The 13,072-nt window shown below is 72.5% G+C and carries 12 protein-coding genes; 6 read left to right on the top strand and 6 right to left on the bottom strand.

Annotated features, from left to right (window positions below; translation table 11 throughout):
• Positions 1–663 precede the first annotated feature (663 nt).
• Positions 664–1,614 carry a GTPase Era gene (era, locus tag ACZ5D2_RS11880; protein ID WP_371681274.1) on the top strand — a complete coding sequence of 317 codons (951 nt, stop codon included), beginning with the start codon at positions 664–666 and terminating at the stop codon, positions 1,612–1,614.
• Here the strand turns inward: era and ACZ5D2_RS11885 are convergent.
• The 4 genes from ACZ5D2_RS11885 to ACZ5D2_RS11900 all read right to left on the bottom strand — a co-directional run bounded on the left by ACZ5D2_RS11885 (position 1,611) and on the right by ACZ5D2_RS11900 (position 4,720).
• The gene (locus ACZ5D2_RS11885; protein WP_371678602.1) at positions 1,611–2,288 is read right to left on the bottom strand and encodes an SAM-dependent methyltransferase; all 678 of its coding nucleotides are present in this window, start codon (positions 2,286–2,288) and stop codon (positions 1,611–1,613) included. The two genes, era and ACZ5D2_RS11885, sit on opposite strands and share 4 nt — an antisense overlap.
• 178 nt (positions 2,289–2,466) lie before the next feature.
• Complete coding sequence (locus ACZ5D2_RS11890) at positions 2,467–3,285, bottom strand: GNAT family N-acetyltransferase (protein ID WP_371678603.1); 819 nt, start codon at positions 3,283–3,285, stop codon at positions 2,467–2,469.
• 54 nt (positions 3,286–3,339) lie between these two features.
• On the bottom strand, positions 3,340–3,612 hold the full coding sequence (locus ACZ5D2_RS11895) for a protealysin inhibitor emfourin (RefSeq protein ID WP_266838926.1): 273 nt from the start codon (positions 3,610–3,612) through the stop codon (positions 3,340–3,342).
• A gap of 28 nt (positions 3,613–3,640) precedes the next feature.
• Positions 3,641–4,720 carry a M4 family metallopeptidase gene (locus ACZ5D2_RS11900; RefSeq protein ID WP_371678604.1) on the bottom strand — a complete coding sequence of 360 codons (1,080 nt, stop codon included), beginning with the start codon at positions 4,718–4,720 and terminating at the stop codon, positions 3,641–3,643.
• Positions 4,721–5,083: 363 nt separating this feature from the next.
• On the opposite strand from ACZ5D2_RS11900, the gene leuA reads away from it, so the two are divergent.
• Complete coding sequence (gene leuA, locus ACZ5D2_RS11905; protein WP_371678606.1) at positions 5,084–6,847, top strand: 2-isopropylmalate synthase; 1,764 nt, start codon at positions 5,084–5,086, stop codon at positions 6,845–6,847.
• An 89-nt stretch (positions 6,848–6,936) separates the two neighbouring features.
• Here leuA and ACZ5D2_RS11910 read toward each other — a convergent pair whose 3' ends face one another.
• Positions 6,937–7,695, bottom strand: a complete 759-nt coding sequence (locus ACZ5D2_RS11910) for an SDR family NAD(P)-dependent oxidoreductase (RefSeq protein WP_371678607.1) — start codon at positions 7,693–7,695, stop codon at positions 6,937–6,939.
• A 180-nt stretch (positions 7,696–7,875) separates the two neighbouring features.
• Between ACZ5D2_RS11910 and ACZ5D2_RS11915 the strand changes: the two genes are divergently transcribed.
• The 4 genes from ACZ5D2_RS11915 (at position 7,876) to ACZ5D2_RS11930 (ending at position 12,458) form a co-directional block, all read left to right on the top strand.
• Positions 7,876–8,571, top strand: a complete 696-nt coding sequence (locus tag ACZ5D2_RS11915) for a TerB family tellurite resistance protein (RefSeq protein WP_266838922.1) — start codon at positions 7,876–7,878, stop codon at positions 8,569–8,571.
• A gap of 624 nt (positions 8,572–9,195) precedes the next feature.
• Positions 9,196–10,740: a nucleobase:cation symporter-2 family protein gene (locus tag ACZ5D2_RS11920; protein ID WP_371678608.1), complete on the top strand. Its 1,545-nt coding sequence runs from the start codon at positions 9,196–9,198 to the stop codon at positions 10,738–10,740.
• 138 nt (positions 10,741–10,878) lie between these two features.
• Positions 10,879–11,625, top strand: coding sequence for a DNA repair protein RecO (recO, locus tag ACZ5D2_RS11925; protein ID WP_280917620.1), 747 nt, complete (start codon positions 10,879–10,881; stop codon positions 11,623–11,625).
• 11 nt (positions 11,626–11,636) lie between these two features.
• Positions 11,637–12,458 (top strand): isoprenyl transferase, encoded by an 822-nt coding sequence (locus ACZ5D2_RS11930; RefSeq protein ID WP_371678610.1) that lies wholly within the window; start codon positions 11,637–11,639, stop codon positions 12,456–12,458.
• Between the two features lie 183 nt (positions 12,459–12,641).
• Here the strand turns inward: ACZ5D2_RS11930 and ACZ5D2_RS11935 are convergent, their stop codons facing one another.
• Complete coding sequence (locus ACZ5D2_RS11935) at positions 12,642–13,070, bottom strand: Fur family transcriptional regulator (protein ID WP_266838918.1); 429 nt, start codon at positions 13,068–13,070, stop codon at positions 12,642–12,644.
• Between the last annotated feature and the right edge of the window lie 2 nt (positions 13,071–13,072).

Here is a 13,072-nt window from a genome sequence, read left to right on the forward strand (position 1 = left end):
GGCGGATTCGCCCTGCGCGGCCCCGACGAGCCGCGCGGCGCCCCCGCCGGGTGGGTGCGGCTGGAGCGGGACCGGGTCACCGTGCCGGCCCGGGGGACGGTGGACGTCGGCTTCGAGCTGACCGTCCCCGAACGGGCCGAACCCGGGGACCACCCGGGCGCCCTGGTGGCCCTGGAGGACGCGCCGGCCGCCGCGGGCACCGCCCCGGGCATCGGGATCCGGCAGGCCGTCGGGGCCCGGCTCTACCTGCGGGTCGCGGGGCCCACCGCGCCCGCCCTCGCGGTGGAGGACGTACGGGCCGTCGCCTCCGCGGGCGGCGCGGGCGCGGAGGTCTCGTACACCCTGCGCAACCTCGGCAACGTCACCCTGCGGCCCCGCGCCGTCCTCGCCGCCACCGGGGCCCTCGGCCGGCCCCTGCTGCACCGGGCGCTCACGGGCCTGCCCGCCGAGCTGCTGCCCGGTCAGCAGGCCCGCCTCACCACCCGCTGGGACGGTCCGCCGTCCCTGGAGTGGGCCCGGCTGACGGTGCGCGCCGAAGCCTCCGGGGTCACCGCCGCCGGCGGCGCCGACCACGCCGCGCACCCCCTGCTCGCACCCGTTCTGGCACTCGCCCTGACCCTCGTGGCGGTGGCCTGGTCGGCGCTGGGAGCGGCATCGGGGAGAATGGCCCGTATGAGCGATCGTTCCCCCGAGCCCACCGCCCCGCACCGCGCGGGCTTCGCCTGTTTCGTCGGCCGCCCCAACGCGGGCAAGTCGACCCTGACCAACGCGCTCGTGGGCACCAAGGTCGCGATCACCTCCAACCGGCCGCAGACCACCCGCCACACCGTCCGCGGCATCGTGCACCGCCCCGACGCCCAGCTGGTGCTGGTCGACACCCCCGGGCTGCACAAGCCGCGCACCCTGCTCGGCGAGCGGCTGAACGACGTCGTCCGCACCACGTGGGCCGAGGTCGACGTCATCGGCTTCTGCCTGCCCGCCGACCAGAAGCTCGGCCCCGGTGACAAGTTCATCGCCAAGGAGCTCGCGGCGATCAAGAAGACCCCCAAGATCGCCATCGTGACCAAGACCGACCTGGTCGAGTCGAAGGCGCTGGCCGAGCAGCTCCTGGCCATCCACCAGCTCGGCGCCGAACTCGGCATCGAGTGGGCCGAGATCGTCCCCGTCTCGGCGGTCGGCGACACCCAGGTCCAGCTGCTGGCCGACCTGATCGCCCCGCTGCTGCCCGAGAGCCCCCCGCTCTACCCGGAGGGCGACCTCACCGACGAGCCCGAGATGGTGATGGTCGCGGAGCTGATCCGCGAGGCCGCCCTCGAAGGCGTGCGCGACGAGCTCCCGCACTCCATCGCGGTCGTGGTCGAGGAGATGATCCCGCGCGAGAACCGGCCCGCGGACCGGCCGCTGCTCGACATCCACGCCAACGTCTACATCGAGCGCCCCAGCCAGAAGGGCATCATCATCGGCCCCAAGGGCTCGCGCCTGAAGGAGGTCGGCATGAAGTCGCGCAAGCACATCGAGGCGCTGCTCGGCACCCCGGTCTTCCTCGACCTGCACGTGAAGGTCGCCAAGGACTGGCAGCGCGACCCCAAGCAGCTGCGCAAGCTCGGCTTCTAGACCAGGCGCCGTACCTTCACCGCGTTGTCCGTCCGGGTCCCGGGCGTGCCGTCCGGCATGCTCTGGACCCGTTCGTGTTCCTCGGCCAGCAGCACCTCCCAGGCCCCCTCGGGCAGCTCCAGCTCCGCCACGACCCGGTCGGGGGTGGGGAAGCGCACCGCGCGCCGGACCGGGTCCATGGCCGCGGTGTCCTGCCAGGGCGCCCAGCCCGCGTGGCCGGCCACCAGCAGCACCCCGCCGGGGGCCACGGCCGCGGCGGCCGTCCGCAGGATCCGCTCGCGCGGGAACTCCCCCAGGGTGTGCAGGAAGCAGGCGGAGACCAGGTCGAACTCCCCGGCGGGGAAGGACTCGGCCAGGTCGTGCCGCTCCCACCGCACCCGGTCGGCGACCCCGGCCCCGGCGGCGTGCTCGGCCGCCCGCTCCAGGGCCACGCCGGAGATGTCGGTCCCGGTCACCCGCCAGCCGCGCCGGGCCAGCCAGATCGCGTCGCCGCCCTCGCCGCAGCCCAGGTCCAGGGCCCGGCCGGCGGTCAAGTCCGCGGCCTCCCGGACCAGGACGGCGTTGGCGGCGCCGCTCCAGACCCGCTCGCTCTCGCGGTAGCGGCCGTCCCAGTACGCCCGGCCGAAGCCGCTCTCGGGGGTGTGCTGACGGTCGTGCGGCTGGTGGTCGGCCACGGGGCCTCCTCGGTGGTGCCGGCAGGGACACCGGCGATGCTGCGCCCGGCGGGGCCCGGCGGCAAACATCGTTGCCGTTCCGGCAAAAAGCGCCCGCCCCGTCGCCCCGCTGTCCCGCCCCGCCGCCCCGTCGCCCCGCTGTCCCGCCCCGCCCCGCCCCGCCCCGCCGTCCGCCGGCTCAGGCGTCCTGCGCCGCGGGCTCCGCGATCAGGGCCGTGCCCACGCGGCGGAAGCCGGCCCGGCCGTAGATCCGGGCCACGTCCTCGTCGCCGGCCGACAGGAACACGGTCCGGGCCCCCCGCTCCAGCGCGTGCGCGACCAGGGCCGCCGTCACGGCGAGGGCCAGCCCCTGGCGGCGGGCGGCGGGCAGCGTGCCGACGCCGACGACCTCGGCGACCTCGCCGACCGGGTTGTACTGGCCGGAGCAGAGCACCACCCCGTCGCGTACCGCCGCCGCCATGCCGGTGCGGCCGTCCGCGAGCATTCCCGAGACGCGGGCCCGGCGGGCCTCGGTCCCCGGGTCCTCCAGCGCCGCCGCCAGCTCGGCGGTGCCGGCCTCGCCCGTGGCCGTCCCCGGCGCGGCGAAGGCCAGCGCGGGCACGGTCACCGCGGCCCGCAGCAGCGGGTCGTCGGCGCCCAGCAGCCGTACCTCCGGGTGCGGGGGCAGGGGCCGCGCCCCCGCGTCCAGGACCATCAGGGGGTGCGCGTGAACGTGCAGCCCGGCCGCCTCCACGGCGGCCCGCAAGGAGGGGCTGGTTTCGGCCACCCATTCGAATGCCTCGGGCACCCCCAGTTCCCGTTGCCTCTCCAGCACCTTCCGTACGTCCCCGACGCGCACGTCGGCGGGGCCGCCCAGCGCGGGCCGCGCGTAGTAGGGCCAGCCCTCGCCCTCCTGGACGAAGAGGGTCAGCGGGCCGAAGTCCTCGCCCCGCGCGCCGCCCACGCGGGGGACGGTGTCGTAGTACCGCTCCAGGGCAGCCAAGATCGTTTCGCTCATCCGGCCATCCAAGCAAAACCGCCCCGCCCGGTCACCCGCTTTCCGGGACCCCGCTCAGGCGCCCTCCTTCAGCAGCCGCGAGATCAGGCTCCGCTGGGCGTCCGAGAGGTGCGGGTCCTGGCAGGACACCGTCCGTCCGTCCACCGTGATCCGGTACGAGAACCCGTCCCGCACCCCTCCCGCACCCCGGCCGGCCGCCGGGTCGGGCCGCAGCGCCAGCAGGGCCAGCGCCCGCAGTTCGTCCTCGTCGGGCCGGCCCGAGGTGTCCACCTCGGCCCGGCGCTCGATCCCCGCGAAACCGCCCGTCCGCACCACTTCGATCCGCATGCGGCCCTTCATACCCCAGGAGGGCCCGCTACCCCAGGCCGACGGCCGCCCACGCCTTCTGGAGGGCCTGGTGCTCGGCGCCGCCCTCCCCGTAGCGGGCGACGGCGGCCGCCGTGGACAGCCGGGCGAAGGCCGCGAAGTCCGCCCGCGCCTCCAGCTGCCCGCCCGTGAGCGCGTCGTACCAGATCTGCCCGGCCCGCTCCCAGGCCTTGCCGCCGAGCTCGCTCGCCACGATGTAGAAGGCGTGGTTGGGGATGCCGGAGTTGATGTGGACCCCGCCGTTGTCGCGCGAGGTGGTGACGTAGCCGTCCATCGTGGCCGGCTGGGGGTCCTTGCCGAGCTCGTCGTCGTCGTACGCCGTGCCGGGCGCCTTCATCGAGCGCAGCGCGACCCCGGTCACGTTCGGGCCGAGCAGCCCGGCGCCGATCAGCCAGTCCGCCTCGTCGGCGTTCTGGCCGAGGGAGTACTGCTTGATCAGGGAGCCGAACACGTCGGACATCGACTCGTTGAGGGCCCCGGACTGGCCGTGGTAGTCGAGGTTGGCGGTGTACTGGGTGACGCCGTGGGTCAGCTCGTGCCCGATGACGTCCACGGACACGGTGAAGTCCAGGAACAGGTCGCCGTCGCCGTCGCCGAAGACCATCTGCTGCCCGTCCCAGAAGGCGTTGTTGTAGTCCTGGCCGTAGTGCACGCTCGCGTCCAGCGGGAGCCCGGAGCCGTCGATCGAGCGCCGCCCGAAGCCCTTGAGGAACAGGTCGTACGTCGCCCCCAGCCCGGCGTACGCGCGGTTCACGGTGGCGTCCTTGCTCGGCTCGGCCCCCTCCCCGCGGACCTTCTTCCCGGGCAGCCGGGTGCGGTGCTGGGAGTCGTAGATCGTCCGCCGGGGCCCGTCCGCCGCGGGCGCTTCCGGCGCGGGCGGGGCGATCCCCCGGACGGCGCTGATCCGGCGCCGGGTCCGCAGGGAGGCGTCCAGCTCCAGGGTGCGCTGCGCGGCGTCGGCGCGGGCGGAGTCCGCGGACCGGGCGGCCCGGTCGAGCAGGTGCGGCGGCACGACGGTGCAGAAGACGGGGTGGAGGCGGGCGTGGTCAGGGGTGTGGGAGGCATCCATGCCGGAAATGTGGCAGTGGGTCACCTCGATGTCACTAGCCGCAACCATGATTCATTCGACTGTCTGAAAGCCGTCATGCCGCGTTGACGGATCCGCCGGACCTCACCGGAGAGACCGAGACGTAACCCACAAAGGGTGCAAAACGGACGTGGGGGTCTTGCATACTGAAACAGGTCCTCGCGATACGGCGCGGCTCGGCTAGGCTCGGTGCATCATGCGTTTCGGGCTGCTTCTCCTTAGCTGCCGCGGCGAGGGTCTGTAGTCGTAGGCCGACCCCCTCCCCGCGGAGTTTGGTGTTGCGGTTTTCACTACCGCCGTCGGCCGTCCCAGCGAACTACGCGGACACGCGAGGAGCCCAACGCCATGAGCCAGCAGCCTTTTGTCGGTCGCCCCACGCCCATCACCAACGCGACCCACTCCCAGAAGCCCTCCGGGATGCCGATCCACAAGTACGGCCGGTACGAGCAGGTCGACATCCCCGACCGCACCTGGCCGGACGCCCGCGTCACCAAGGCCCCCCGCTGGCTCTCGACCGACCTGCGCGACGGCAACCAGTCGCTGATCGACCCGATGACCCCCGCCCGCAAGCGCGAGATGTTCGACCTGCTGGTGCGCATGGGCTACAAGGAGATCGAGGTCGGCTTCCCCTCCTCCGGCGAGACCGACTTCGCCTTCGTGCGCTCCATCATCGAAGAGGGCGCGGTCCCGGACGACGTCACCATCTCCGTACTGACCCAGGCCCGCGAGGACCTGATCGAGCGGACCGTGGAGTCCCTGGTCGGCGCCAAGCGCGCCACCGTACACCTGTACAACGCCACCGCCCCCACCTTCCGCCGCGTGGTCTTCCGCGGCTCGAAGGAGCAGATCAAGCAGATCGCCGTCGACGGCACCCGCCTGGTCATGGAGTACGCCGAGAAGCTGCTGGGCCCGGAGACGACCTTCGGCTACCAGTACAGTCCGGAGATCTTCACCGACACCGAGCTGGACTTCGCCCTGGAGGTCTGCGAGGCCGTCTGTGACGTCTGGCAGCCGGCCGAGGGCCGCGAGATCATCCTGAACCTGCCCGCCACCGTGGAGCGCTCGACGCCCTCCACCCACGCGGACCGCTTCGAGTGGATGGCCCGCAACCTGACCCGCCGCGAGCACGTCTGCATTTCCGTGCACCCCCACAACGACCGCGGCACCGCCGTCGCCGCCGCCGAGCTGGCCCTGATGGCCGGCGCCGACCGCATCGAGGGCTGCCTGTTCGGTCAGGGCGAGCGCACCGGCAACGTCGACCTGATCACGCTGGGCATGAACCTGTTCTCCCAGGGCATCGACCCGCAGATCGACTTCTCGCAGATCGACGAGATCCGTCGCACCAGCGAGTACTGCAACCAGATGGAGGTCCACCCGCGCCACCCCTACGCGGGCGACCTGGTCTACACCGCCTTCTCCGGCTCCCACCAGGACGCCATCAAGAAGGGCTTCGACGCCATGGAGGCCGACGCGGCCGCCCGGGGCAAGACCGTCGACGACATCGAGTGGGCCGTTCCGTACCTGCCCATCGACCCGAAGGACGTCGGCCGCTCCTACGAGGCGGTCATCCGCGTCAACTCGCAGTCCGGCAAGGGCGGCATCGCCTACGTCCTGAAGAACGACCACAAGCTGGACCTGCCGCGCCGCATGCAGATCGAGTTCTCGCGGATCATCCAGGCCAAGACCGACGCCGAGGGCGGCGAGGTCACGCCGAAGGCGATCTGGGACGTGTTCTCCGACGAGTACCTGCCCAACCCCGAGAACCCGTGGGGCCGCATCCAGCTGCGCTCCGGTTCGACCGCCACCGACAAGGACGGCACGGACACGCTGACCGTCGAGGCGGTCGTGGACGGCGTGGAGACGGTCCTGAACGGCACCGGCAACGGTCCGATCTCGGCCTTCTTCGACGCGCTGGCCGGCATCGGCGTCGACGCCCGCCTGCTGGACTACACCGAGCACACGATGAGCGAGGGCGCCTCCGCCGTGGCCGCCTCGTACATCGAGTGCGCGATCGACGGCCGCGTCCTGTGGGGCATCGGCATCGACGCCAACACCACCCGCGCCTCCCTGAAGGCGGTCATCTCCGCCGTCAACCGCGCGGGCCGCTGACGCCCCGTACGACCCCCGTACGAGAACCCCGCCCCCCGCCGCACGGCAGGGGGCGGGGTTCCGCCGTTCCGGGGAGCCGTACGGGCCCCTCAGCGGGCCAGGTAGCCGCCGTCGACCGGGAGCACCGCGCCCGTCACGAAGGAGGCCGCGTCCGAGGCGAGGAACGCGATGACCCGGGCCACCTCCTCCGGCTCGCCGAGCCGCCCCATCGGATGGGCGGCGGTCACCTCGGCCAGGTACTCCGGCCCGCCCGGCTCGCCCTCCAGCGCCAGCACCCGCTCCGTGAGGATGGTTCCGGGTGCCACCGCGTTGACGCGGATCCCGTGCGCGGCCCACTCCACCGCCAGGTGCTTGGTCAGCCCGGAGGCCACGAACTTCGCGGGCCCGTACGCCGCCTGGCGCGCCTGCCCGGCCACTCCGGAGATCGAGGACACGCACACCAGCGCCCCGCCGGGACGGGGCTGCGCGGTCATCGCCTCGATCGCGTACTTGCAGGTCAGGAACATTCCCCGGCCGTCGACGGCCATCACGTGGTCCCAGTCCTCGGGACTGGTCTCCCGTACGTCCGAAAGGGGGAGCACCCCGGCGTTCGCCACGGCGACGTCGAGGCGGCCGTAGGCGCCGACCGCCGCCGCGACCATCGCGCGGTTGGCCCCGGGATCGGACACGTCACCGGTGACGACGGTGATGCTCCGGCCCTCGGCGGCCAGTTCCGCGCGCAGGGCCTCCAGGCCCGGGGCGTTGACGTCGGCGGCGGTCAGCAGGGCCCCCGAGCGGGCCAGAAGCAGGGACGTGGCCCGGCCGATGCCGCTCGCGGCACCGGTGACCAGACAGGACTTCTCGTTCATGGCGCCGAGGGTAGGGACTGCGGGAAGGGCCCGGGGGGCGCACACGGCGGCGGGGGCGCAACTCGGCCAACTGCGCGCCCCCGCCCGATGTTGTCTTGTCACACGGCTGACGCATCCTCACCGATGTGGCTAACATCACGCCAACCCGGCGGTGCTGCCGGAAGGTGACGGAGGTGCGACGTGCTGCCAGTTCGGGGTGGGGACGGCCGGAAGCTGACGGCCTGGGGCATCCGTACCACCTGGAGCACCGTGGGCGACGGGGAGTTCTTCTGCCCCGGCTGCGGCGGTGACCGCAACTACCGCCGGCGCACCGGGCGCCGCCGCTTCACCGTGCTCGGAGTGCCGCTGCTGCCGCGCGGGGACGCGGGCCCCGTCGTCGAGTGCCAGGCCTGCCGGGACCGCTTCGGCACCGAGGTGCTCGACCACCTCACCACCACCCGTTTCTCCGCGCTGCTGCGCGACGCCGCGCACACGGTGGCCCTCGCCGTACTGGCGGCCGGCGGCACCTCCTCGCGCAGCGCGCTGGAGGCCGCCGTGACGGCCGTACGGGCCGCCGGGTTCCAGGACTGCACGGAGGAGCAGCTGGAGTCCATGGTGGAGGCCCTGGCCACCGACGAGGGCCGGCTCGGGCTCTACGACGGGCCCGAGTGCTGCGGGGCGGCCCTGTCGATAGAGCTCCACGAGGCGCTGGAACCGCTGGCTCCGCACCTGGCCGGACCGGGCCGCGAATCGATCCTGCTCCAGGGTGCCCGGATCGCCCTCGCGGACGGGCCGTACATCCCCGCCGAGCGCGAGGTGCTGGCCACCGTCGGTGCCGCGCTGCGCATGGACGCGCAGGAGGTGGCCCGGCTGCTGTCGGCGGTGCGGGCGCCCTAGACGACGCGCGCGCGGGCGGATCGGGGCCCGGCGGGGCAGTCGCCCGCCGGGCCCCGGCGCGTCCCGGGCCCGGTCGGGACCCCGCGGCCGGGCCCGGGCGAGGGCCCCGCGGCGGCCCCGGCGGCCCGGAACGAGGTAACGATCCGGCCTTACGGCGGTGAACCGGGGCCCCACGGGATCCGTGCAACGGGGTGGAAGTGCCCCCTCCCTATCCGGCCATCCAGCATGTGGACGGCCGAAATCATGCGCTCCCCTTTGCCGGGTCGACGCCCCTCGCGGAATGTCCGGGCACGTCAGAGCCGTGGCGCTTCGCCGCCGCACAGCCGGAGCGGGCGTTTTCGGGGCCCGGAGCCATACGCCCCTCGCCCCGCTCGCGCCACTGGCGGAACCTCCAGATCGAATGTCCCTGGACGTCAACACTTTGTGGAAGTCGACGATATCTGTGAGCGCGCCCACAGGCGTTCAATTCCGGTCACACGACGAGACACCGCCGGAAACACAGCGGGGCTTCGATCTCCGTGTTCCCCCTGAAGACCCCGGCGGACCAACGGGTTAGCGACCCACTCCGACCAGGGACAACCAGCTTCCTCTCCATCACCTACCTCATTGAAGGGCAAGGCAGAGATGGCACGTGTCGCCGCCCGGCTTTCCGCCAACGGAGAGCAGAGCTCGCACCCGGTCGACGAGGTGCTCCCCCTCCCCAAGCTCGCGCTGTACGGCTTCCAGCACGTACTCGCCTTCTACGCCGGTGCGGTGATCGTCCCGATCATCGTCGGCAGCGCACTCAAGCTGAGCCCGGAACAGCTGGTCTACCTGATCAACGCGGACCTCTTCACCTGCGGTATCGCCTCGATCATCCAGGCCTGGGGCATCGGCCGCGTCGGCGCGCGGCTCCCGCTGATCCAGGGCGTGACCTTCACGGCGGTCTCGCCGATGATCGCCATCGGTCTCGGCGCCGGCGGCGGGACCGCGGCCCTGCTGGTGATCTACGGCGCGGTCATCACGGCCGGTCTGGCCACCTTCGCCTTCGCCTGGCTGCCCGCCAAGGCCTTCCGCGCCGTCATGCGGCTCTTCCCGCCGGTGGTCACCGGCACGGTCATCACGGTCCTCGGCATCGTCCTGATCCCGGTCGGCCTCAAGGACGCGGCCGGCGGAGCCCCGACGATCGCCGACGGCGGCGTCCCGACGCAGCTGGCCTACGCCGGCGGCACCATGCTCTTCATCCTCGTCCTGATGAAGTTCGGCGGACCGTTCCTGCGCAGCATCAGCATCCTGCTCGGCCTGGTCGGCGGCACGGTGGCGGCCTTCCTGCTCGGGGACGCGAAGTTCGGCAGCGTCGGCCGGTCCGACTGGATCGGCGTCACCACGCCCTTCCACTTCGGGGCCCCGAAGTTCGAATGGTTCCCGATCCTCCTCATGCTGATCGTCATGCTGATCACCATGGTCGAGACCACCGGCGACACGTACGCGGTCGGCGACATCGTCGGCAAGGAGGTCGACAGCGAGACCGTGGCCCGCGCCCTGCGCGCCGACGGCGCCGCCACCGCCCTCGGCGGCATCCTGAACTCCTTCCCGTACGTGGCCTTCGCCGAGAACGTCGGCCTGGTGCGGATGACCAAGGTCAAGAGCCGCTTCGTGGTCGTGGCCGCAGGCGCCTTCATGATCGTGCTCGGCCTGATCCCCAAGGCCGCCGCGATCGTCGCCTCCGTCCCGCCGGGCGTCCTCGGCGGCGCCGCCACCGTGATGTTCGGCATGGTCGCTCTGGCCGGTATCCAGACCCTCGCCAAGGTGGACCTGAAGGAGGAGAAGAACGCCCTGATCGTCGGCGTCTCGCTGGCCTTCGCCCTCTTCCCCGCCACGGTTCCGGCCTACTTCGACAAGCACGTCAGCCCGGACGTCTCCTCGCTCCTCAACAGCGGTGTCACCCTCGGTGCCACGGCCGCGATCCTCCTCAACCTGGTCTTCAACGGCCTGGCCAAGGACGACGCCGGGTCCGCGCCGCAGGCCGAGCCGGCCGCCGGGCAGGCCGCCCCGCCGGCCGTCGAGCCGGCCGAGGCGGTCGCCGAGCCGGCCGCCAAGCCGGCCCCGCCGGTCGAGCTGCCCGCACAGCCGGTGGCGGCCCCGGCCGGGGCCGAGAAGGCCGACGGAGCCGGAACCACCACCTCCTGATCCTCCTGATCCTCCCAAGGGGTGCCGTCCCCGCCCGGACCGCGGTCCGGGCGGGGACGAGCGCTGTTCCCCGCGGGCGGGGGCGCCGCCGCACGCCGCCGTCCCCGTACGGGGTTCCGTACAGGTGACAATGGGCGCATGAGTCTGTTCCGCGACGACGGCATCGTGCTGCGCACCCAGAAGCTGGGTGAGGCGGACCGCATCATCACCCTGCTCACCCGCGGTCACGGCCGCGTACGGGCCGTCGCACGCGGGGTGCGCCGTACGAAGTCCAAGTTCGGCGCCGGGCTGGAACCTTTCTCCCACGCCGACGTGCAGTTCTTCGCCCGCGGCAGCGAGCTCATCGGCCGCAGCCTGCCGCTGTGCACCCAGACCGAGATCATCGCCCCCTACGGCAACGGCATCGTCACCGACTACGCCCGGTACACCGCCGGCACCGCGATGCTGGAGACCGCCGAACGCTTCACCGAGAACGAGGGCGAACCCTCCGTCCAGCAGTACCTGCTGCTGGTCGGCGCCCTGCGCACGCTCGCGCGCGGCGAACACGAACCGCACCTCATCCTCGACGCCTTCCTGCTGCGCTCCCTCGCCGTCAACGGCTACGCGCCCAGCTTCGAGGACTGCGCGAAGTGCGGGATCCACGGCCCCAACCGGCACTTCTCCGTCGCCGCGGGCGGGGTCATATGCGGAGACTGCCGCGTCCCCGGCTCCGTCGTACCCTCGTCGGAGGCCATCGCACTGCTCAGCGCGCTGCTGACGGGCGACTGGAAACACGCGGACGCCTGCGAGGCGCGCCACGTGCGGGAGGGCAGCGGGCTGGTCTCGGCCTATTTGCACTGGCATCTGGAGCGCGGGCTACGCTCCCTGCGTTACGTCGAGAAATAGGAGCTGGGCACATGGCACGACGCGGGATTCTGGGACGCTCTCGCCGCGAGTACAAGGTTCCCGAGCCGCACCCGTCCGGTGCGCGCCCGCCGAAGATCCCCGGTGAGCTGGTCCCGAACCACGTCGCCGTCGTCATGGACGGCAACGGCCGCTGGGCCAAGGAGCGCGGCCTGCCGCGCACCGAGGGCCACAAGGTGGGCGAGGGCGTCGTGCTCGACGTGCTCAAGGGCTGCCTGGAGATGGGCGTCAAGAACCTGTCCCTGTACGCCTTCTCGACGGAGAACTGGAAGCGCTCGCCCGACGAGGTCCGCTTCCTGATGAACTTCAACCGCGACGTCATCCGCCGCCGCCGCGACGAGATGAACGAGCTCGGCATCCGGATCCGCTGGGTCGGCCGCATGCCGAAGATGTGGAAGTCCGTCGTCCAGGAGCTCCAGATCGCCCAGGAGCAGACCGTCGACAACGACGCGATGACCCTGTACTTCTGCGTGAACTACGGTGGCCGCGCGGAGATCGCCGACGCGGCGCAGGCGATCGCCCGTGACGTGGCCGCCGGCCGGCTGGACCCGTCGAAGGTCAACGAGAAGACCTTCGCGAAGTACATCTACTACCCGGACATGCCGGACGTGGACCTGTTCCTGCGTCCCAGCGGCGAGCAGCGCACCTCCAACTACCTGCTCTGGCAGAGCGCGTACGCCGAGATGGTCTTCCAGGACGTGCTGTGGCCGGACTTCGACCGCCGCAACCTCTGGGCGGCCTGCCTGGAGTACGCCCAGCGCGACCGCCGCTTCGGCGGCGCCGTCCCGAACCAGTCCGAGGGCTCCACGGGCTGACCGGTCGGCCGGGCTCCGCCGCCACGGACACGCCCCGACCGGGCGGTGGAGCCGCGTCACCGCGCCCGCCGTCCGGAGGGCGCGCAGGCGGGCGGCAGGAGCGGCAGACAGGGCTCGCCTTTCGGATCCGGCCGATGTCGACCGGATCCGATCGGTCTTCGGCCGGATCCTGACCAGGATCGGTCAGCCGGCCGCCGCGCAGTCGGCGCAGGTGCCGAAGATCTCGACGGTGTGGGCCACGTTCACGTAGCCGTGTTCGGCCGCGATGGCGTCCGCCCACTTCTCCACGGCGGGGCCCTCGACCTCCACCGCCTTGCCGCACTTGCGGCAGACCAGGTGGTGGTGGTGCTCCCCGGTGGAGCAGCGCCGGTACACGGACTCGCCGTCGCTGGTGCGCAGCACGTCGACCTCGCCCGCGTCGGCCAGGGACTGCAGGGTGCGGTACACGGTGGTCAGGCCCACGGAGTCGCCGCGGTGCTTGAGCATGTCGTGCAGCTCCTGGGCGCTGCGGAACTCGTCCACCTCGTCCAGCGCCGCCGCCACTGCGGCCCGCTGCCGGGTGGACCGTCCTCGTACTGGCGCGGTATTCGTCTCGCCAGGCGCAGTCGCCACCG

It is taken from the genome of Streptomyces sp. NPDC031479, from assembly GCF_055581065.1.

What these genes read in the sequence shown, in the direction of transcription:
- ACZ5D2_RS11930 (WP_371678610.1), top strand. Translation starts at nt 11,637, where the DNA reads ATGGCACGACGCGGGATTCTGGGACGCTCTCGCCGCGAGTACAAGGTT.
- recO (WP_280917620.1), top strand. Translation starts at nt 10,879, where the DNA reads ATGAGTCTGTTCCGCGACGACGGCATCGTGCTGCGCACCCAGAAGCTG.
- ACZ5D2_RS11920 (WP_371678608.1), top strand. Translation starts at nt 9,196, where the DNA reads ATGGCACGTGTCGCCGCCCGGCTTTCCGCCAACGGAGAGCAGAGCTCG.
- leuA (WP_371678606.1), top strand. Translation starts at nt 5,084, where the DNA reads ATGAGCCAGCAGCCTTTTGTCGGTCGCCCCACGCCCATCACCAACGCG.
- ACZ5D2_RS11900 (WP_371678604.1), bottom strand. Translation starts at nt 4,720, where the DNA reads ATGGATGCCTCCCACACCCCTGACCACGCCCGCCTCCACCCCGTCTTC.
- ACZ5D2_RS11895 (WP_266838926.1), bottom strand. Translation starts at nt 3,612, where the DNA reads ATGCGGATCGAAGTGGTGCGGACGGGCGGTTTCGCGGGGATCGAGCGC.
- ACZ5D2_RS11890 (WP_371678603.1), bottom strand. Translation starts at nt 3,285, where the DNA reads ATGAGCGAAACGATCTTGGCTGCCCTGGAGCGGTACTACGACACCGTC.
- ACZ5D2_RS11910 (WP_371678607.1), bottom strand. Translation starts at nt 7,695, where the DNA reads ATGAACGAGAAGTCCTGTCTGGTCACCGGTGCCGCGAGCGGCATCGGC.
- era (WP_371681274.1), top strand. Translation starts at nt 664, where the DNA reads ATGGCCCGTATGAGCGATCGTTCCCCCGAGCCCACCGCCCCGCACCGC.